At 71.1% G+C, this 20848-nt stretch carries 13 protein-coding genes, 2 tRNA genes and 1 pseudogene; 5 read left to right on the forward strand and 11 right to left on the reverse strand.

Features of this window, described 5'->3' with window-relative positions; translation table 11 throughout:
* Positions 1-73 precede the first annotated feature (73 nt).
* Together BBK82_RS29425 and BBK82_RS29430 are read left to right on the forward strand one after the other, a co-directional pair.
* Positions 74-634 (forward strand): TetR/AcrR family transcriptional regulator, encoded by a 561-nt coding sequence (locus BBK82_RS29425; RefSeq protein WP_083268229.1) that lies wholly within the window; start codon positions 74-76, stop codon positions 632-634.
* 155 nt (positions 635-789) lie between these two features.
* Positions 790-1650: an ArsR/SmtB family transcription factor gene (locus BBK82_RS29430; protein ID WP_170067983.1), complete on the forward strand. Its 861-nt coding sequence runs from the start codon at positions 790-792 to the stop codon at positions 1648-1650.
* A gap of 703 nt (positions 1651-2353) precedes the next feature.
* On the opposite strand, the gene BBK82_RS29435 is transcribed toward BBK82_RS29430, so the two are convergent.
* From BBK82_RS29435 to BBK82_RS29475, 8 genes are all read right to left on the reverse strand, one after another.
* Positions 2354-3169 (reverse strand): hypothetical protein, encoded by an 816-nt coding sequence (locus tag BBK82_RS29435; RefSeq protein WP_065917901.1) that lies wholly within the window; start codon positions 3167-3169, stop codon positions 2354-2356.
* A gap of 1005 nt (positions 3170-4174) precedes the next feature.
* A complete protein-coding gene (locus tag BBK82_RS29450) occupies positions 4175-5278 on the reverse strand; it encodes a VWA domain-containing protein (RefSeq protein ID WP_065917904.1) in 1104 nt (367 codons plus the stop codon).
* Positions 5275-7476 carry a DUF5682 family protein gene (locus BBK82_RS29455; protein WP_065917905.1) on the reverse strand — a complete coding sequence of 734 codons (2202 nt, stop codon included), beginning with the start codon at positions 7474-7476 and terminating at the stop codon, positions 5275-5277. Before BBK82_RS29455 ends, BBK82_RS29450 begins: the two co-directional genes overlap by 4 nt.
* Positions 7476-8546 carry an ATP-binding protein gene (locus BBK82_RS29460; protein ID WP_065917906.1) on the reverse strand — a complete coding sequence of 357 codons (1071 nt, stop codon included), beginning with the start codon at positions 8544-8546 and terminating at the stop codon, positions 7476-7478. The genes BBK82_RS29455 and BBK82_RS29460 overlap by 1 nt, the downstream gene beginning before the upstream one ends.
* The gene (locus BBK82_RS29465) at positions 8543-11731 is read right to left on the reverse strand and encodes a DUF4132 domain-containing protein (RefSeq protein ID WP_065917907.1); all 3189 of its coding nucleotides are present in this window, start codon (positions 11729-11731) and stop codon (positions 8543-8545) included. Before BBK82_RS29465 ends, BBK82_RS29460 begins: the two co-directional genes overlap by 4 nt.
* Positions 11704-12261 carry a WGR domain-containing protein gene (locus BBK82_RS50690; protein ID WP_218920357.1) on the reverse strand — a complete coding sequence of 186 codons (558 nt, stop codon included), beginning with the start codon at positions 12259-12261 and terminating at the stop codon, positions 11704-11706. Before BBK82_RS50690 ends, BBK82_RS29465 begins: the two co-directional genes overlap by 28 nt.
* Positions 12258-15893, reverse strand: a complete 3636-nt coding sequence (locus BBK82_RS29470) for a DUF4132 domain-containing protein (protein WP_065917908.1) — start codon at positions 15891-15893, stop codon at positions 12258-12260. The genes BBK82_RS50690 and BBK82_RS29470 overlap by 4 nt, the downstream gene beginning before the upstream one ends.
* Before the next feature lie 89 nt (positions 15894-15982).
* The gene (locus tag BBK82_RS29475) at positions 15983-17536 is read right to left on the reverse strand and encodes a glycoside hydrolase family 13 protein (RefSeq protein ID WP_065917909.1); all 1554 of its coding nucleotides are present in this window, start codon (positions 17534-17536) and stop codon (positions 15983-15985) included.
* Positions 17537-17832: 296 nt separating this feature from the next.
* On the opposite strand from BBK82_RS29475, the gene BBK82_RS29480 reads away from it, so the two are divergent.
* Both BBK82_RS29480 and BBK82_RS50695 read left to right on the forward strand, forming a co-directional pair.
* A tRNA-Gln gene (locus BBK82_RS29480) sits at positions 17833-17905 on the forward strand.
* Positions 17906-17907: 2 nt separating this feature from the next.
* Positions 17908-17984, forward strand: a tRNA-His gene (locus BBK82_RS50695).
* Between the two features lie 71 nt (positions 17985-18055).
* Here BBK82_RS50695 and BBK82_RS29485 read toward each other — a convergent pair.
* Entirely contained in the window at positions 18056-18727 is a 672-nt protein-coding gene (locus BBK82_RS29485) for a hypothetical protein (RefSeq protein ID WP_154697575.1), read from the reverse strand.
* Between the two features lie 237 nt (positions 18728-18964).
* On the opposite strand from BBK82_RS29485, the pseudogene BBK82_RS47875 reads away from it, so the two are divergent.
* A pseudogene (locus tag BBK82_RS47875) lies at positions 18965-19102 on the forward strand (DUF1684 domain-containing protein); the annotation flags it as partial.
* Here BBK82_RS47875 and BBK82_RS29490 read toward each other — a convergent pair.
* Positions 19099-19791 carry an APH(3') family aminoglycoside O-phosphotransferase gene (locus BBK82_RS29490; protein ID WP_218920358.1) on the reverse strand — a complete coding sequence of 231 codons (693 nt, stop codon included), beginning with the start codon at positions 19789-19791 and terminating at the stop codon, positions 19099-19101. The pseudogene BBK82_RS47875 and the gene BBK82_RS29490 overlap by 4 nt on opposite strands.
* 15 nt (positions 19792-19806) lie before the next feature.
* The gene (locus BBK82_RS52860; protein WP_218920359.1) at positions 19807-20706 is read right to left on the reverse strand and encodes a hypothetical protein; all 900 of its coding nucleotides are present in this window, start codon (positions 20704-20706) and stop codon (positions 19807-19809) included.
* Positions 20707-20848 lie beyond the last annotated feature (142 nt).

The following is a 20848-nucleotide window of genomic DNA, read 5'->3' on the forward strand; positions in this document are numbered from 1 at the left end:
TTGCCGACCACTTGGTCTGTTAATCTAACGTACCGTCTGGACGGTCGGCTAAGCAAACGATAGGTTGATCACCATGCCCGGAGAGCAGCGCAACGCCCCTCGTACGCGTCGCGAGGTCCTTGACGCGGCCGCGCGCGCGTTGGTCGCGAACGGCCCGAACGTCAGCCTCGACGCCGTCGCGAAGGAAGCGGGCGTGTCCAAGGGCGGCCTGCTGCACCACTTCCGCACCAAGCAGGCGTTGCTCGCCGGCCTCATCGACGAGTGGTTCGAGCACTACGACGCCGCCGTCGAGAGCCTCCTCGAACCCGAGGGCACCCCGGGACGCTGGACGCGCGCGCACATCCGGGCGACGTTCGCCGAAGAAGAAGACGATCTGTGGGCTCACCCGTCCGTCGTAACGGCGCTGCTCGGCGTTCCCGAGGTGCAGCAGCGCATCGACACGGCCGCGGACCGCTGGCGCCGGCAAACCGATTCAGACGGGTTGCACCCGCAGCGCGCCGATCTCATTTCCCGTGCACTCGACGGGGTGACGCTCAGCGATCTGCTGTGGCGCGGCCAGGAGACCCGTGAACACCGCGAAAGCACCCGTGACCTGCTGCTGAAGCTCACCGAGCAGGACGGCCCGCTCGTCTAGGTTTGTCCACCGATCGTTGTACAGCGGAACAACAGTGAGACCGGACAACAAAATGTGCGTACCGTCGGAAGTGGTTGCACTCCGGGGGGAGCCAAATGCCGATTGTGTTGTCCGAATCCGCGCCCAGGGGACGCGGACTCACGATTCTCTTCGAGTTGGAAGATCTGGCCCGAACCCGCTTCGCATCGGCGCCGCTGCCGATGTACGAGCTGGTGTTCACGGTGCACAGCGGCAACTGGGACCGCCTGCTGCTACCCCAGATCCGCCCCCTCGCCGAACTGGTCCGCCCGGGACGCTTCATCCCGGACTTCTTCAACTCCGCGCGCACCGACTTCGACGAGGCCGTCCGCCAGGTCCTCGACGTGCCCGCCACCCGCGTGCGCGACCAGATCGCGAACATGCTCGGCACCACCTCACCGTGGCTGCGCTCGTTCGCCGCCGGCACCCCGACCTCCCGCCAGGACCTGCGCACCGCCCTGAACGCCGGCTTCCGCGACCTCATCGAGCACAACTGGTCGGAAACCCGCCAGGCCTTCGACGCCGAGGTCCGCCTGCGCTCCAGCCAAGCCGTCACCGGAGGCCTCGGCGACCTGCTCGGCAACCTGCACCCGTCGATCTCCTGGACCGCCCCGGCCCTGCACGTCGAACTGGCCTGGGACACCGAGATCTCCCTGCGCGGCACCGGCATGCTCATCGTCCCGGTCCTGCACGGCCTCACCCGCCCGGCCGTCTCGATGTTCGCCGAACCGCAGCCGTTGTTGTTCTACCCGGTCGCCACACCGCAACCGAGCGGCGCGTCGCTCGAGTTGGCTCTCGGTCGCACCCGCACGCTGGTGCTGCGTGCGCTGACCTCGGAGCGCACCACCACCGAACTCGCCAAGCACGTGGGCATCAGCCTGCCGACTGCCTCGCAGCACGCGACGGCGTTGCGGACTGCCGGGTTCGTGTCGACCCACCGCAACGGGCGCTCCGTCCGCCACCGCCTGACACGTCGGGGCTGGGAACTGCTCAACTGACTCCGGGGACGCCTCTGGCTCCGTGGAAGGCCCGCATGACCGCTCCGTTGCGGTACCGCACCGACCCGAGCCCATGAGCGCTGGCGACCAGGCTGTGTGCCTCTTGCGTCAGGCTCGGGCGGATTTTGTTCTGGCGCAACGGGTTGATCCGACAGCGGCGGTTGTGGGGAATGGTGGTGGGCCCGGCTGGGGTGGTGAGCCCGGCTGGGGTGGTGGGCGCGGCCTAGTGCCGTTCGCTGATCCCGCTGGGGCGGCTGTGTCGCTCGGATCGGCCGGATTCGCTGTGCCTCCGCGCTTGCGGAGCCCGCTCGGTCCGCTGAGCCCGTTCAGTCGGCTGTGGGCGGTGCCTCTGCTGTACGTTCCGGCGTCAACCGCGTTCGCTGAGCCTGCTCCGCGCGCCGTTTCTGCCGGGTGCCGCGCGTGACCCAGGCCCGCTGCTCTGTCCCCAGCGCTGCCCGCCCCTGCCCTGCCCGCGAACACGGCCGTGCCTGGTTGCTGCCGCGTGCCGACCGCCGATGCCCGGCCGTCTCTCACTCGAACGAGTGAAGCTCGTCCTGATCCACGCCTGGGGTCGTCTGATACGCGGCACGAACCACTCCCCATTCGCGCCCGCAATGAGGAAACGCGGGAGGGGGCGCCGGGTTTGTCCCGTCGGGTGAGCGTGCGGCGGTTCTGGCGGTCGGGCTGGGGGTGGGGCGTGAGGTCAGCGTGTGTCGGCCGTGACGAGGAGGCGGAGGTGGGCGGTGAGCCAGGTTTGGGTGGTGGGGGTGTCGGCGAAGGCGGTGAGGTGGGTTGCTGTGGTGCGCAGGCCCAGGTGGTGGAGGTGGGTGGCGACCTCGCGGGTGCGGGTGAGGAGGCTGGGGGTGAGGTGGTCCAGGCCGCGGTGGGCGGATTCGGAGAGGACGGTCAGGGCGGTGTCGATGGCTGTGGTGAGGGGGTCGGAGGTGGTGTGGGTTGGGGGGAGGGGTTGTGGGGTTGTGTCGGTGGTGAGGTCGGGGACGACTACGCCGGTGGAGGTGTGGACGGCCAGTGGGGTGATGAGGAGGGTGCCGCGGTGGCGGCGGATGGTGCCGGTGATGGTGGTGGGGGCGTTGGCCAGGGCGGTGGCCAGGGCGTCGAGGGAGTGGGGGGCGATGGCGCGGTGGGTGGCTTCGAGGGTGCAGGTGCCCGTTGGGTTGTGGAGGGTGGCGGTGAGGCGTTGGGCGGCGGGGTCGTAGGCGAGGTCGGAGATTTCGGTGAGGTGGATTGCGCGGACCAGTTCGGCTTCGACACGGGCGCGGACCTGACGGGGTGGGAGGGCCGCCAGGTGGGCGGCGGTGGCGGGGTAGTCGTTGACGGTCAGGTGGGGTGGGAGGTGGGTCCAGGCGGTGCCGACCGGGGTGATGGAGGTTTTGGCGACCCGGCTGGTTTTGAGGGTTACGGCGCGGCTGGCGTTGCGGGTGGCTGATTCCGAGACGACGTTGGAGGCGGCCAGGAGGGTTGCGGTGCGGAGAGGGGTGTCGCGTTGGACGAGGACCACGTCGCCTGAGGCGAAGTAGACGTCGGCGGTGGTGGGGGTGCGGAGGCGGGCGCCCAGGGCGGTGAGGCGGATGCGGCGGAGTTGGGATTCGGCTGGTTCGTCGTAGCCGAGGGTTTCGGCTCGGGGGGGCGGTGGAGGTGGTGCGGGCGTGGAGTTCGGTGAGGAGGGCGGCGAAGCGGGTGGCGTCGTAGTCGGCGTTGCGGGTGCGGTAGGCGGTGAGTTGGGCGAGGAGGTCGGTGATGACGGCGGCCGGCCAGTGGAGGCGTTGGGTGGTGAGGTCGCGGTGGAGGCGTTGCCAGGCGGCGTCGAGGACCTCGCTCGCGTTGGTGGCGCCGTCGAGGAGGAGTTGGTCGAGGAGGTCGGTGACGGCGGTCAGGTCGGTTGCGGTGGTGGGGGTGCCGCCGACGTCGACCGTGTCGGTGTCGGTGCCGGTTTGGGTCGCTGCGCGGAAGGCCCAGACGGCGAGGGCGGTGGCCTCGTCGCGGTTGACGGCGTCGGTGTGGACGTAGGCGAGGTCGCCGGGGACCAGGAAGCTGACCGAGCAGGTGGGGAGCTCGGCTTGGGCGGTCGGGTCGGCGGGGGTGGGGTGGCGGAGCTTGGCGCGGTAGCCGGCTTGGAAGGCGCGGCGGGCGCGGCGGAGGGTGCGTTCGCCCATCAGGGAGGTGAGGTCGTCGTCGGTCACCGTGCCGGGGGACCAGAGCGGGGCCGGCTCGGCCGCGGGCGTGGGGGTGGTGGCCTGGGTGCGTTGGTAGGTGAGGACGACGGCGATGCGGTGGCGGCAGACGCCGGAGGCGCCGCAGCTGCAGGGTGCGGCGTCCAGCGTGGTGTTCGGGGGGAGGGTTGTGGTGGTGCCGTCGGGGAACTTGGCCTGGACGGTGCCGGTCGGGTCGGTGTCGAGGGTGGGGACGGTGCCCGCGTCGAGCTCCTTGGTGGCGCGTTTGAGCAGGCCGCGATTGGCCAGGGCCGCCAGGGCGTCGGGGGTGAGGGCGAGCAGGTCGGGTCTGGTCACCTGAGTTTCTCCGCAACGAATTCCGCTAGCTCGCCTGGGGTCATCGCGCCGACGTGGGCGCCCACATTGGCCAGGCGCTGGCCCAGCACGCGGTCGTAGTCCGGGTTCGCCTCGTCGTCGAGCGCTGCCAGGCAGAGCACGTGGGTGCCCTGTTCGCACAGGCCCTTCACGGTGCGCACCAGGCGGTCGGGGTTGCCGCCCTCGTAGAAGTCGCTGATGATCGCGACGATCGCCCGGCGCGGGCTGTCGACGAGGCCGGCGCCGTACTCGGTGGCCTTGGCGATGTCCGTGCCGCCGCCGAGCTGCACCTTCATCAGGAGCTCGACCGGGTCGGTCACGTCGGAGGTCAGGTCGACCACGTTGGTGTCGAACGCGATCAGGTGCGTGTGCAGGCCCGGCAGGCCCCACAGGCAGGCCGCGGTGACCGCCGAGTGGATCACCGAGCTGGTCATCGAGCCGGACTGGTCGACGAGCAGGACCACCTGCCACTGCTCGACGTGCTTGCGGGTGCGGGAGAAGAACTTCGCGTGCTCGATGGAGAGCTTGCGCTCTTCCGGTTGGTAGCGCCGCAGGTTCGCCCTGATCGTGGCGCGGAAGTCGAAGTTGCGCGAGTTGCGGTGGATGCTCGGCTGCCGCGACCTGGTGCCGCTGAACGCTTGGCGCACCTCGGTCTTCAGCTTCTCCATCAGCTGCTTGACGACCGCCTCGACGATCTTGCGGGCCATCGCGAGCACGGCGGGGTTCATCAGGTGCTTGGTCCGCAGCACCGCGCGCAGCAACGCCGCGTTCGGCTCGATCCGTTGCAGCACATCGGGATCTGTCACGATGTCGGTGATCTCGTAACGTTCGACGGCGTCGCGTTCCAGCCGTTCGATCGTCTTGCGGGGGAACAGGGTGTGCACCTCGTCCAGCCAGTCGACGGTCTGCACCACCGAGTCCTCGTTGCCGCCCTTGCGCACGCCGCGTTCGGCGAGCTCGGGATCTCGGCCGTAGAGCCACTCCAGTGCGGCGTCCCGGCGGGCCGCCTCGCCCTGCAGGCTGCCGGTGCACCGGGAGGCGGGCTCACCGAGGATCAACCGCCAGCGTTCCAGGTCCGTCATGCCAGTCCGCCCTTCACCAGCAACGCGTCCACCCGCTGCTCGATCGCCATCGCCTCCGCCACGACCACCGGATCGGTGTCGAGACGGGTCAGGCTCCGCGCGTCGCCCGCGACCCCGCGGTGCGCCAGCACGGTCGCCGCGATCGTTTCCCGTTCCCTGGGCGGGAAGTAGCTGAAGGCGAGCCGCAACGCGGGCAGCGCCACCAGGAACTCCTCCTCGTCCATCGCGCTGACCAGCTCGTCCAGCACCCCGACCAGCTCGGGGCTCGCCAGCACCTCCTCGCGCGCCACGGCGAACAACCCGGCCAGCCAGTCGCCCAGCGCCGCGATGCTCCTGACCTTCCGCACGTCCGGCTGCGCGCCCAGCGCCCAGGCCAGCCCGAGTGCCGCGCCACGCAGGTCCGGCGGCGCCTGCACGTCGTCGCTCACGCGGGTCGCCACGCCCGTGACGTCCGCGACGTCCAGTGACAGCGCGGACTTCGCGTGCAGCACCGCGTCCCTGGTCGCCGCCATCGCCCGCAACCGGTCGGGATCGGCCGGCGCCGGCCCGCCGTGCAGGCCCTCGACCAGCCACAGCACCCTGGTCGTGCCCGTGTCGATCACCGCGCCCAGCAACGGGTCCTTCGCCGTGCCGAACAACCGGTCGTGCCGCCACAGCCCCAACACCCCGCTCAGCACGTGCCCGAGCGTCGCGAGGTCACCGGTGTCCCGCACGCCCTCGTTGAGCGTCTCCTTGACCCGGCCCGACAACGTCGAGATCCCGCACAGCACCGCGTCGAACAGGATTCCGGCCAGGTCCTGCAGCTGGGCGTGCCGCGCACGGCGTTCGAGCGCCACCCCGGCCGCCTCCGGCAGCGTGGCACCGTGCTCGGCGGCCTCGATCAACGCCGCCAGCCGCTCCTCGACGGGCCGCAGCCCCCATTCCTCGTCGAGCTGCGGCGCCGCGCCCTGGGACGGTCCGCTGACGCGGTCGAAACCGGGGATCCGCAGCACCCGCAGCCGGTGCAGGATCCTGCTGCGCTCCAACGCGGCCGGGTCCGTGAGGTCGAGCGAGACCTTGCCGGCGTGGTCGAGGCCGTGCGTGCGCAGCAGCTCTTGCACGGCGCCGACCAAAGGCGGCGCGGGTGTGCTCGGGTGCAGCCGCCCGACCTGGTCACCCCGCAGCGCGCCGATCATCTCGACCAGCGCCGGGTGCGCGCCCGGCTGCAACGTGCCGCGCCGCGTCCACGGCGGCGGTTGCGTCAGGTCCTCGGAGATCAACGCACTCGTCAGGCCGTCCAGCACGTCGGTGCGCGTCGGGTGCTCGTGCCCGCGCAACCTGGCCAGCGCACCGGCCTGGGTGTGCGCCGCGATCAGGTCCGCCGTCGACACCGGCTGCTGCCTGCGCCGCAGCCGGGTCGCCACCGACTCGACCAGCCAGTCCGCCGCCCGCCGGGAGCCCTGTTCCCACACCTGCTGGTAGTAACCGGGGGACGGCATGCCGGACTGGTAGCCGGTGAACGCGTCCAGCCGCGCGTGCGAGTACGGCACGAGGTAGCTGGCGCCGCGGTCGCGTTCGGGCACCTCCGGCCACTCGGTGCCGCCGTCGAGCATCGCCTGCAGAGCCGGTGTGTGGAAACCGCCGGTGACCACGACGACCGGCCGTTCACCGGCGTCGTGCACCGCTGCCCGCACCCAGCGCGCCATGTACTCCTCGCGCGCCGCGTCACCGACGTCCGCCGTGGCCGTTCCGCGCACCAGGTCGAAGTACTCGGCCAGCCCTCGCGGCTCCTGCTCGGACTCGAACAGGTGGTCCCACAGCACGTCCACGTTGTCGACCGCGAACTCGGCGCACAGCCGCTCGACGACCTCGGCGTACCGCAGCTCCGCGTCGGCGTACCGGTTGCTGACGTCGTGGAACGACTCGTGCCACGCGGGCAGGTCGATGAACCTGACCTCCGCACCGCACCCGCGTGCCTCCGCGATGGCCACCCACTCCGGCGAGTAGTCGCAGAACGGGGCCCACGACGCGTGGTCGTCGGAGTAGCTGAACAACGCGATCGGCAGCTCGTGGCCCAGCAGCAGCTCGTCGATGCGCTCGTTGAAGTCGGCGGGACCCTCGATCAGCACGTACGCGGGCTGCTGCTCGGCGATGGTGGCGGCGACCAGCCGGGCACAGGCGGGACTGTGGTGGCGGACGCCGACGAACACGGCCCCCATCAGCCGGGCAGCAGGTGCCGGGCGCGGTGCAGCTCCTGCCACTGCTTGCCCTTCCTGCGCGGCGCGTGCTGCTCCAGGTACCGCCGCAACCGGGCCAGGTCGTCGGCGTTGTCCTTGGCCGCCGTGCCCGCCAGGCACTCGACGACGTCGGCCGCGGACCCGTGCTCACCGCGCAGGAACCAGCCGCGCAGTCCGACCGCGTGCGCCACCGACACCGCCTCCGCCGTGCTCATCACGGTGGTGAGCCGGTCGGTGCCCTCGCGCAGGTCGCGGAACGTCCGCACCAGCACCTCCAGCACGTCCCGCTTCGGCGCGAGCTGCACGCCGGAGCGCTCCAGCAGCTTCGCCGCCTCCTGCTCAACCAGCGCGAGCTCGGTGTCGAAGTCCGCGATCGGGAACACCGTCTCGAAGTTGAACCGCCGCTTGAGCGCCGCGCTCATCTCGTTGACACCGCGGTCACGCGTGTTCGCGGTGGCGATCACGTTGAACCCGTCCTGCGCGAACACCATGCCGTCCGGGCCGTTCAGCTCACCGATCGCCATCACCCGGTCCGACAGCATCGACAGCATGCAGTCCTGCACCTCGAGCGGGCAGCGGGTGATCTCCTCGAACCGCACGACCTTGCCCTCGGCCATGCCCCGCAGCATCGGCGCCGGCACCAGCGACCGCGGCGAAGGTCCCTCCGCCACCAGCAACGCGTAGTTCCACGAGTACTTGATCTGGTCCTCGGTGGTCGCCGCGCCACCCTGGATCGTGAGCGTCGACTCGCCGCACACCGCCGCCGCGATCAGCTCGGACAGCAGCGACTTGGCCGTGCCCGGCTCACCGACGAGCATCAGCCCGCGGCTCGTCGCGAGCGTCACCAGTGCCCTGTCCACAAGGGACGGGTCGCCGACGAACTTCTTGGTGATGCCGCGCTTCTCGTCGCCGACGACGAACCGGCGCGCCGACTCCAGGCTCAGCGCCCAGCCCGGTGGTTTCGGCGCGGTGTCGGAGTCGCGGAGCCGGGCCAGCTCACCCGCGTAGCGGACCTCGGCCGGCGGGCGCTGCATCGTCTGGGTGCTGGTCATGGCTGCAGGGACTCCAGTTCGGCGAGGAGCTCGGAGGTCGTGATCGGGTCGACCGGGTAGGTGGAGGGTGCGTTCTTGGGGGCGGACCAGCTGCCATGACCGCTGGGCGAGAACCAGACGCCGCTGAACCCGACCTCGGGGAACACGTCCATCGCGCCGACCGCGATGCCAGGGTCGAGAGAGGCCACCAGCGCGCCGCCACCGGGGAACGGCCGGGTGATCCAGCACTCGACACCGGCGTCCTGCGGTTCGCCGCGGACCCAGCCCTTCTTGGTGAGGCCGAGGATCTTGCCGATCGGGTAGCGCACGTCGCAGTACTTCTTCAGCCGCGGCAACAGGTCCTCACCGCGGGCCAGCACGTGCAGCGGCCGGCCCAGCTGCGGGAACGGCTGCAGGATCTCGTAGTCGGCGAACACCTCGCCCCACGCCGCCAACGAGTCCCCGAGCGTGACCGGGTGGGCGACGCGGATGACCGCGTCCTCGGGCAGCGTGACCTCGTCGTCGTTCGAGTCGGCGAACGTGCGGTCCTCGGCCAGCCGGAACGACAGCCCGGCATCGGTGATCCACACCAGGCGCCGGACGATGTGCCACAGCAACGGGTGCGCGGCCAGCACCGTGTGGAACTCCTCGGCGGTCCACGTGCGCTGGTCGACCATCGCCCGCTCCAACCGCTGGATCTGGTCGGAGGCGATCGTGCGGACGTCCTTCTTCAACGCCGAGAACCGCTTGTGCTCCAGCGGCGCCTTCTCCTGGTCGTCCTTCGCGCCCGGCTTCGGCAGGTCCTTGCGGCGCTTGCCGTCCGGGTCCAGCACGTAGGGCTTGAGCTGTTCGTCGAAGCCGACCCGGAACTGGCGCGGGCCGTAGTCGATCACCAACGTGGCCTCGTCGTCCAGGCCCAGGCGCGGCACCAGGCGGTCGGCGAGCTGGTCGCGGGACAGACCCAGCTCGGCGGCGATCTGCGCGACCTTCTCCTGCGCACGGGTCTTGAGGCCCTTGAACGGCACCTTCTCCGCGATGCTGTTGAGGTGGGACAACGCCACCTCGGTGCCGATCTCGGCGAGCACGTCGAGCCCGGCCACCGCCCTGGCGTGCTGGCTCGCCCCCGGCCAGCTGCGGATCAACGGCGACAGCGCGCGGACCGTCGTGTCGTCACCGAACCAGCCGAGCGCGTGCAGCGCCCAGGCGTCCTTCGCCGGCGCGCCCGACCGGTACCACTGCTCGAACACCGCCCAGGCGAACGCGGCCAGCGACGCGGGGTCGAGTGCCTCGCGGACGACCGGAAGACCGGCGTAGACCTCGCCCGGCTTGGACAGCGCGGCCGTCATCAGCAGGTGGTTCGCCGCCTCGGCGGACAGCGCGTGGGTGCGGTCGCGGAGCAGGACCTGGGGCAGCAGCCGGGTGTCGGCCCACTCGCCGATCACCGGCAGCTTCGCGGGCAGCACGTCGACCGGGTCGACCGACAGCATCGAATCGACCACCGCCTGCGCTCCGCACGACGCCGCCAGACCCGGCACGTCGACCCCGAGGCCGTGCAGGTGACGCAGGGCGGCCTCGGCGTCGTGGCGCGGGGTGCCCGGTTTGCCGGCGGCCGCGGGGATGAGCAGCAGGGCAGCCTGCTCGCGGTGGCGGGCGAGCCACGCGAGGCCCCAGCGGCGGGGCAGCTTGGTCCTCGCGAACCAGCCCGCCATCACCACGGCCACCTCGGGCGTGGCGAACGGCACCAGCACCACACCGCCCTGGCCAGGACTCGACTGCACGAGCTTCATCAGCGGTGGCACGGCGTCCAGGCCGAACCGGGCGGCGATGCCCTTGCCCCACTCCTCGACGTCGTAGGTGTAGCTCGGATCCCAGTCCGCCAGCAGCGAGCGCACCTTCTCCTCGGGAGCGAGGAGGAACAGGTCGTTGTCCTTCCAGCCGATGGTGCCCGCCTGGTACTCCTTGAGGAGCTTGCGCCAGTCGTAGTGGTTGCCGTTCCACTCGAGAGCGGTCGTCAGCCACTGGTCGCGTTCGCCGTCCTCCCAGCGTTCCGACGCGGCCGGTGCGGGGAGGTCGGTCAGCACCACGGGCTTCGCGGCCGGTTTGCGGTTCACCCACGGCGGCGAGACCAGCAGCGGTGGCAGCTGGTCGGTGCTCGCGTCCGGCCAGACGTCCACCTCGTGCGCGTCGAGCACCGCGCGGACCTCGTCCGGCACCTCCAGGTCCGGGTACGACATCAGGTGCGCGGCCAGCAGCTTGCGCAGGTCGTCGTTGTCCACCCGCTCACCGAGGAGCCGGGCCGCCCGTCTCGGGAACGTCGCCATCGCCGACAGCACGGCGGGGCGCACGTGCTTCTTGTCCAGGCGATCGAGCAGGATCGTGAAGGCTTCGTCGGTCGGGAGCGCGGCGATCACCTTGACGGCCTGCTTAAGGCCGTCGGCGAACCCGTAATCGGCGTCGAGCTCCTGGGCGAGCAGGGGCGCGACGGCCGGGCCCAGGACGTTCACCGCGGTGTAGAGCACGAACGCCGAGTTGGTCAGCGTTGCTTCGGCGCGGACGAAGTCGTCGTAGCTGCGGGCCGTGCACGGCAGCATCCACCACTTGCTCGACGAGTACGGCAGGGCGCACACCTCGGCGAACCAGTCAGCGCGTTCGGGCAGCAGGAACGACCGCAGCTCCTTCACCCGGTCGATCGCACCCATGTCCTGCAGTGCGGTCTCGGCGGCCGTTCGGTCCGCTTCGTCGGCGTTGGCCAGCGCATAGCGGACCGCGGTGAGCATCTTGGCCTCGGCGGTGTCGGCAGCCACGTGGAAGCCGTTGGTCACGCGGTGCAGGCGGGTCTTGGCCCACGTCGCCTTCTGATCGTCCCACTCCTGCGTGAACGTCAGGCCCATGAACTCGACGGTCGCCTCGGCGGCGAACGCCACGCCGTGGTCGGCGATCCACAGGTGTGCCAGCTGCGGGCCTGATGCCGCGACGGTTGCGATCGCGGCCGCGCCGAGCGGGTTCGGGTGCCCGGCCAGGTGCTGTCGCGCGGCTTCGACGAGGTCGGGGGCGGTGCCGGGGATGGCCAGCGCTTCCTCGATCAGGCCGATGTGCTCGGTGAGCTTGCCGCGTGCCTTGGCGGCCAGGGTGGGGTCGAGTGCGAACTCGGGTGCCGGGGTCAGGCCGCGGTGGCGGATCAGGTGGCGGTGCCAGGCGGTGGGCATCTCCCAGGCGTCTTCGTCGGAGGCCGGCGGGGGCGGTGGGCGGGTGTGTGGGAGGCCGGGTGGGGTGGGGTGCTGAGGTGGTGGGGGTGGGCAGGAGTGGGTGCCTGGCTGGAGCGTGCAGGAGGCGGGCTGGTTGGTGCTGGGGTGGCGCCGTCGCGGGTGGTTGGTGCCGGGGTGGTACTGGCCGGGTTGGTGGGTGCTGGGCTGGTGGGTGCCAGGCTGGCATTGGCCGAGCTGGCGGGGGCAGCGGTGGCGGGGATGGGGCCGGTTGCGGCGGCGAGAGGGGTGGGCGTGGTCGAGGTGACCGCCGTGTAGCCCTTCTTCTCCTTCTCCGCCACCAGCTTCGCGACGTGGGCGGTGGCCGCGTCGGTGTCGCCGAGGTCCTTGGTCTGGGTCTGGCCGGCGGTGCCGATGCGTCCGAAGCGGACGGTCACGGTGGTGCCATCTTGGGCGACCTCCCAGAACTTCGCCGAGCTGCCGGCGACGAGCTCCCACCTGCGGGCTGCGGTGTCTCTCAGGTTCGTGGTCACGGGTGCAGGGACTCCAGTTCGGACAGCAGTTCGGAGGTGGTGATGGCGTCGAGCTGGACGGTGGTGGGGGCGTTCTTCTGGGCTGACCAGTAGCCCCTGCCGTCGGGGGAGTACCAGATGTCGGTGAACTTGATCTCGGGGAAGACGTCGATGGCGCCGACCGCGATGCCGGGGTCGAGGGAGGCGACCAGTGCGCCGCCGGTGGAGAGCGGGCGGGTGATCCAGCACTCGACGCCGGCGTCCTGGGGTTCGCCGCGGACCCAGCCCTTCTTGGTGAGGCCGAGGATCTTGCCGACCGGGTAGGGCTGGTCGGTGTACTTGTTCAGGTGCGCCAGGGCGTCCTCGCCGGAGGCCAGGACGTGCAGCGGGCGGCCGAGCTGGGGGAACGGCTGGAGGATCTCGTAGTCGGCGAAGACCTCGCCCCACGCCTGCAGCGTGTCCCGCAGGGCGACCGGGTGGGCGACGCGGACGGTGGCCGTCTCCGGGAGGGTGAGCTCGTCGTCGTTCGCGTCGGCGAGGGTGCGGTCCTCGGCCAGGCGGAACGAGACGCCGCCGTCAGTGATCCAGACCAGGCGGCGGACGATGTGCCACAGCAGCGGGTGGGCGGCCAGGACCGTGTGGAACTCCTCGGCGGTCCAGGTGCGCTGGTCGCACATCGCGCGTTCGAGGCGGTGGATCTGGTCGGCCGCGACTGTGCGAACGTCCTTCTTCAGGGCCGCGTAGCGCTTGTGCTCCAGCGGGGCGAGGTCCTGGTCGTCCTTGGCGCCCGGCTTGGGGAGCTCCTTGCGGCGCTTGCCGTCGGGGTCGAGGACGTAGGGCTTGAGCTGTTCGTCGAAGCCGACGCGGAACTGGCGCGGGCCGTAGTCGATCACCAGCGAGGCCTCGTCGTCGAGGCCGAGCCTCGGGACCAGGCGGTCGGCGAGCTGGTCGCGGGACAGGCCGAGCTCGGCGGCGATCTGGGCGACCTTCTCCTGGGCGCGGGTCTTGAGGCCCTTGAACTTCACCTTCTCCGCGATGGCGTTGAGGTGGGACAGGGCGACCTCGGTGCCGATGTCGGCCAGGACGTCCAGGCCCGTCACGGCCCTGGTGTGCTGGCTCTCGCCGGGCCAGGCGCGGATCAACGGCGACAGCGCGCGGACCGTGCTGTCGTCGCCGAGCCAGCCGAGGCCGGTCAGCGCCCAGCCCTCCTTCGACGGGGCGCCGATCTCCTGCCAGCGCTGGAAGACGGCCCACGCGAAGGTCGCCAGCGAGTCGCGGTCCAGTGCCTTGCGGGCGATCGGCAGGCCCGCGTAGACCTCGCCGGGCTTGGACAGCGCGGCCATCATCAGCAGGTGGCCGGCGGCCTCCGCGGACAGCGCCGACCTGCGGTCGCGCAGCAGGACCTGGGGGAGCAGCCGGGCATCGGCCCACTCGCCGACCACCGGCAGCTTCGCGGGCAGCACGTCGACCGGGTCGACCGACAGCAGCGTCCGGATGCCCTCCTGCGCCGCTTCGGGTGCGGCCGCCACCACGTCCACGCCCATCGCGTGCAGCTGGCGGAGCGCTGCCTCGGCGCCGCGGCGTTCGGCACCGGGCTTGCCCAGGGCGGGAACGACGAGGAGGCTCGCCGCCGTCTCGCGGTGCCGGGCCAGCCACGCCAGCGCGACCTTGCGCACCTGCTTGAGCCGCACGAACCAGTCCGCCATCAGCGCGGCGACCTCCGGGGTGGCGAACGGGAGCACGACCACGGCGGCGTTCGAGCTCGCCTCGACCGTCCGCAGCAGCGGTGGCAGGGCGTCCAGCTCGAACCGCGCGGCCAGCATCTTGCCGGTGAGCTCGGCGCTCCAGCCCGCGATCGGCCGCCAGCCGGCCAGCAGCGGGCGGACCACGTCCTCCGGTGCCAGCGCGAACAGGTTCCGCGTGCGGTACCCGATCTTGCCTGCCTGGAACTCGGCCAGGAGGTCCTGCCAGGTCGAGCGGATGTCCCAGTAGCCGTCGTTGAGCCACTCCTCGCGCTCGCCCGGTTCCCACCTGACCGACGGCTCCGGCACCGGCAGGTCGGTCACCACCACGGGTTTCACCGCCGGCTTGCGGTGCAGCCACGGCGGTGCGGCCAGCACGGCGGGCAGGTCCTCCGGCGGCGCCTGCGGCACCAGGTCGGCGTCGATCGAGGTGAACCCGGCGGGCGCCTCCAGGTGCGGGTGCTTCACCAGGTGCGCGCTGAGCAACTGGCGCGCGTTGTCGTCGGTGTCCGCCCGCTCGCCGAGCAGCCTGGCCGCCCGCGCCGGGAACGCCGCCATCATCGTCAGCAACGCCGGGCGCACGTACTTGGTGTCGATGCGGTCGAGCAGGATCGTGAACGCCTCGTCGGTGGGCAACGCGGTGAGCACCTTCAGCGCCTGCTTGCGCGAGTCGGCCCGCTGGTACGGCTTGTCGAGGGCCTCCGCGAGCAACGGTGCGATGGCAGGCCCGAGCACGTAGACCGCCGTGTGCAGGATGGTCGCCCCGCTGTTCACCGACACGGGGGACTGCCGGTACTCGTCGACCGTGCTGGCGCTGCAGGCAAGCGTCCACCACCCGCCGCGCGAGGCGGTCTGGCACGCCGCGGCGAACCAGTCGGTCCGCGACGGCACGAGGAAGGGGCGCAGGAAGCCCGAGTTCGGCGTGTCCTGCCGCTCCAGAGCGGCTTCTGCCTCCGCGCGGTCGGCGTCGTCCGCCACCGCCAGTGCGTACCGGGCCACTGTCAGGACCTCGCCGGGTGTGCTGTCCAGCCGTGGCTGGGCGGGGATGCCGTAGCGGTACAGGTGCGGCTCGCTGCGGGTGTTCTGGTACGGGAGCCATCGTGAGCCGGCTTGGACGTCGATGCTCTCGACCAGAGCCTCCACCGCGAACGCCAGCCCGTGGTCGGTGATCCAGTGGTGGAGTGTGGCCACGTCCCTGGTCGTCATCATCGCGACCGCGGCGGCGCCGACGGGGTTCGGCTCGCCGGCGAGGTGGGCTCGGGCGGCGGTGACCAGGTCGGGGTCGGACCTCTCCGCGGAGAGGAAGCGGTCGAGGGTGGCGACCTGGTCGGTGGTCCTGGCGCGGGCCGTGGCGGCGAGGGCGGGGTCGAGGGTGAAGACCGGGGCCGGGTCGAAGCCGCGCTGGCGGATGACGTCGCGCAGCCACGTCTTGGGCATGGTCCAGGTGTCTTCGTCGACGGGTGGTGTGGTGGGGGAGGTCGGCTGCGAGCCGGGAGATGGGGTGGTTGTGGGAGGTTGGGCGCTGGGGGAGGGCTGGGTGGTCGCGCTGGTGGGCTGGGGTGCGGCGACGGTGGTGGCCGGTAGGGCGGTCGCGGAGTTGGTGGAGGCGGGCTGCCCGGTGGAAGCCGCAGCGGGCTGTGTGGAGGCGGTGGCCGGTTGCGCAGCGGGGCCGGCCGGTGCAGGCGGGGTGGCGGGAGTGGGCGCGGCCGTCGTGGCGCGGTAGCCCTTCTTCTCCTTGTCGGCCACCAGCTTCGCGACGTGGGCCGCTGCGGCCTCCGCCGAGGCGAGCTCCTTGGTCTGGGTCTGGCCGGCGGTGCCCAGCCGTCCGAACCGGACGGTCACCACCAGCTCTGTCCGCTCGACCTCCCAGAACTTCGCCGAGCTGCCGGAGACGAGCTCCCACCTGCGCACGCCGTACCCCCTGAGTCCAATCCGGAACTGATGACACGGACCGTACTCAGGGGGTCTGACAATTTTGTGTGAACCGGTGAACCAGCTGGTCAGAACCAGATCGCGGTGTCCGGCGGGAGCAGCAGCGACCCGTCGCGGACGCCGTAGTAGGACGAGGCCAGCAGCACCGCGCCGGGGTCCGGCAGCGAGACCACCTCACCGGACAGGTTCACGACGCAGGAGACCGAGCGGCCGTCGCGTTCGCGGGTGAACCACAGGACGTCCTCGGGGCCGTCCACCCACGTCACGCCGTCGCCCGCACCCAGGGCGGGGTGCTCGCGGCGAGCGCGCAAAGCGGTGCGGTAGAAGGACAACATCGAGTCCTGGTCGGCGGCCTGGGCCTCGACGCTGAGCTTCGCCCAGTCCGCGGGCTGCGGCAGCCACGACCCGCCGGTGCCGAACCCGAGCGACGGGCCGGTCGTGGTCCACGGCAGCGGCACGCGGCAGCCGTCACGGCCGCGTTCGGTGTGCCCGGACCGTTCCCACATCGGGTCCTGCAGCACCTCGTCGGGCAGGTCGAGCACCTCGGGCAGGCCGAGTTCTTCGCCCTGATAGAGGTACACGGAACCCGGTAGCGCCAACATCAATGCCAACGCAGCGCGCGCACGGCGCACACCGGTCTCGCCGCCGCCATAACGCGTCACGTGCCGCTGAACGTCGTGATTGGACAACACCCACGTGGTAGGCGCACCGACGGGAGCCACCGCCGCCAGCGACGAGTCGATCACCGACCGCAGTGACGGGAGGTCCCACGACGCCGTCAGGTAGTGGAAGTTGAACGCCTGGTGCATCTCGTCGGGACGCAGGTACATCGCCGTGCGCTCGGCGGAAGGCGTCCACGCCTCGGCCACCAGCACCCGCTCGCCCGGATACGAGTCCACGACCGCACGCCACTCGCGGTGGATCTCGTGCACACCGTCCTGGTCGAAGAACGGCAACGGTTCCGTGCCCAGCAGCTTCAGCTGGTCGGTGTGCCCGATGTCCGGCAGCCCGGCCGCCTTGACCATCCCGTGCGCCACGTCCACGCGGAACCCGTCGACGCCCAGGTCCAGCCAGAACCGCAGGATCGACAGGAACTCCTCCCGCACCTCCGGCAGCTCCCAGTTCAGGTCCGGCTGCTCCGGCGCGAACAGGTGCAGGTACCAGGACCCGTCCTCGACGCGCGTCCAGGCGGGCCCGCCGAAGACGGACTCCCAGTCGTTGGGCGGCCGGTCGCCCACGCCCTCGCGGAAGACGTACCGCTCGCGGTTGCGGCCGGCCAGCGCCTCCTGGAACCAGACGTGCTGGTCGGAGCTGTGGTTCGGCACGATGTCGACGATCACGCGGAGGCCCAGCTCGTGCGCGTCCTCGATCAACGACCGGACGTCGTCGAGCTCGCCGAACGCCGGGTCCACCGCGCGGTAGTCGGCCACGTCGTAGCCGCCGTCGGCCATCGGCGAGGCGTAGAACGGCGTGATCCACACCGCGTCGACGCCCAGGTCGCGGAGGTGGGGCAGGCGTGAGCGGATGCCGGGCAGGTCACCGACGCCGTCACCGTTCGAGTCGGCGAAGCTGCGCACGTAGACCTGGTAGATGACGGCGTGTCGCCACCAGTCCTGGGACATGTCCTTGCCTTCCGTGGGGTGTGTCAGCGGTCCAGGAAAGTCGTTGCAAAAGTTTTCCGCAAGTCCACAGAAGGATTACGTGAGAACGGCGGGCAATCCTGCAAAGTTTTTCAGGGGTCGCGTAAATGCGTTGACCCTGCGGCGGCACGCACGGCAGAGTTGTGCCAACGAACCCGAGGGGAGGCAGTTGTGAGGCAACACCAGCACATGCAGCAGCTGCCGGAGCTCCCGTCATGACCTGAACCGTTATGCAACCGGGAGCCGCCCGTCGCCATCGCGACGAGCGGCTTTTTTGATGCCCGTTGGTCCAATCGGCACGGACGCCGCGCTCTGGACGCGGAGATCGAGGTTCGAGTCCTCGACGGGCAGCTGTGACCGAAGCCGAAGCAGTCGAGGCGCCAGGTTGTGGTCCTGGTCGAAGCCGGTGCGAGTCCGGTCGGTCACCCCACCGCGCGGGATCCGGTGATCACTCAGGCCTCATGAGCCCGAGGTGCCTGGTTCGACACCAGGACGCGCGACTCACTTCAACGGCGTGCGCAGCTCGGCCGCGCGAGCCGCGCCGAACCGGGTGGCGAGCACCTGGTCGACCATCTGCGCCGAGGACAGGCTCTTGCTCGCGGCGAGCTGGTCGAGCGCGTCGCTCAGCGCTTCGACCAGCGCGGGGTAGTCCAGGGCCCAGCTGCCGGCCGTGTTGTGCGCGAACGTCACGACGATCGAGTCGGTGCCCGGCTGGGCGGCGGTCGCCGTCGCACCGTCACCGATGACTTTCAACCCGGTCAGGTCGACCGGCGCGACGAAGTCGGTGAACACCGTCAGCACGGCCTCCAGCGCCCCGGCCTCGCCCTCCGCGAACAGCGTCGGCGGCTGCGCGTGCCGCAGCGCGTAGACCAGCAGGTGCTGCAGGGTCGGCAACTGCGCCAGCCGGCTCTCGGTGCTGCGCAACGCGTGTTGCTGCAGCTGCTCGGCGAAGGTGAAGGAGGCGGGCGTGCACGCGGCCATCGCGGCCTTGCCGTCGCCGCTGTTCACCCGCTCGACGAAGTTCTTGAACAACGTCCGGATGAACTCGTCGTCGGTGAGCGTCTCGCTGACGGTGGTGATCGGGGTCGGCCCTGACCGCAGGGGGATCTCCGCCGCGGGGGTGGCGGAACACGCACTGAGCACCACGGCCAAAGCGGCCACCAGCCATCGCATGTGGGGCACACTAGGGCGTTCGCAGTCGCTGGAACAGCGAAGTCGATGATCTCGTCGATCGTTCTTCCGGACACGAGCGGCTTCGCGGAAGAGTGGCAGGCGTGGAAGACGGAACGGGAACGCGGCCCGGCCGATCCGTGCGGATGGCTGGCGCTGGTGTGTCGCTCGATTGGCTGGAGACGAACGGGTCCGGGCCGGTGACGTCGAGATCGAGATCGCCGGGCGCGGTGGCTGTAGGTCGTGCTCGACTTCAACCGGGCCGCGAACCTGCCCTGCGCGTTCACGACCTACGCCACCTGCCCGTTGCCGCCCGCGGGCAACCACCTGGCGTTCCAGGTCGAGGCCGGCGAGAAGACGCCGTACGAGCAGGGCTAGAAGAACTCGTCGAGCAGGCGGTACCAGTACAGCTTCGCCGGATCGGGGACGAGGCCGTAGGCGCGGTCGAACGCGGCTGCGGCCTCCTCGCCCAGCTCCCGGTGGACCAGCGCGAGGTCGTGGTGCCGGTCGGCCACCCCGAGCCGGCCCACGTCGATCACCACGGTCGACCCGTCCGGCCGCACCAGCACGTTCGGCGGGCAGAAGTCGCCGTGCACCACCACGAGGTCCTCGTCGGCGGGTGCCGCCGCGACCAGCTTCTCGAAGAGCTCCTCAGGTGACGTGCCGAGGTGTTCGTCGTCGAAGTCGTCCGGGTCCACCAGGCCCGCCTCGACGTTGTGCCGAGCCTTCTCCACCGCCACCGCGACCCGTGAGTCGAACGGGCACTCCTGCCACGGCACGGAATGCAGCTCCCGCAGCACCGTGCCCAGGACCGTGCCTGCCCGCACCGGCTCCACGGCGGCCAGCGACGGCGCCCCGACGTCCTGCAGCACCAGCCAGCCGTCCTCGAACGCCAGGACCGCCGGCACCTCGAACCGGCTGCCGAGCCACCGCAACCGCGCGTGCTCGTCGGTCGCGGCGCGCTTCACGTAACACCCGTCAGCCCGCCAGATCTGACCTGACAAGCCTTCGGTGTCAGCCGACCACGCGTCGCCCGCCACCCGCAGAACCGCCCCGGGAACCTCCACGGGGCACATTCTGGCTCACTCGCAGGCGGTGCCGTCCTTGTCGTGGTCCAAGCCGTAGATGTCGTTGCCGATGACGGGGATGGGCCCGCGCACGTAAGCCGGTCCGTTTCCGGAGCCACCCGCGCAGTCCACATCGGACGCGATCGGCACGCAGCCGCCGTAGTTCGGGTCGCACTTCGGCGCAGGCGCAGGCGCGGGTGCGGGCACCGGAGCGGGTGCGGGCTGCGGGTTGGGCTGCGGCTTCGGCTGAGGCTGAGGTTGCGGAGCCGGCTGCGGCTTCGGCTGCGCCACCGCCGGAGGAGCGGTGGTCGTCGTGGTCGTGGTCGTGGTGGTAGTGGTCGTCGGTGCAGTCGTCGTCGTGGTGCTCGTCGACGGAGGCACGGTCGTCGTCACCGGTGCCGCAGCCGCCGGAGAAGGCTTTTCCTGCGGCGGGTCCAGCGCCGCCCCGATCGCCCCGATCGCGAAGAAGAACGCCAGCACGCTCGCCACCCCGATCGCCACCGGCGCGCCCCACGACTTCTTCCGCCCGACCGGCACGACCGCACCCCGCGGCACCTCGCGCGGCAACCGCAGCACGACCTGCAGCAACCCGTTCGTCCCGAGCTGCACCGTGGCGGCGCACCCGACCGCGCCACCGCCCGACTCCACCTGCATGAGCAACGGCGCGTACCGCTGCGACATCAGGAAGGTCAGCTCGCCGACCCGATGCCCGTCCAGCCGCACCTCGACGGCGCGCTGCCCGCGGTACTTGCCCGCGCCGATCGCGCACCACGTCAGGTGCACGGCCACGTACCGCACCACGTCGGCCGGCACGGCGTAGCGGGCCAGCGCCTGCTGGTGGTGCTCCTCGCGGGTGACGGTCACCGCCACCTCGCCGGGCACCATCACCAGGCCGGCGGCCGAGTTCTCGATCACTGCGGGCTCCTCGGGGGCAGGGAGTCGGTACGCCTGACCATCGACGGTGGCAGCGCAGCGTTACTCAAGTCCGGGCGAGATTGGGCCAAGCGGGTGTTAATCGCGAGTACGTGTCACGCCCAGTGCCGGACGGACGATGAAA

The organism is Lentzea guizhouensis (genome assembly GCF_001701025.1).
Classification (GTDB): Bacteria; Actinomycetota; Actinomycetes; order Mycobacteriales; family Pseudonocardiaceae; genus Lentzea; species Lentzea guizhouensis.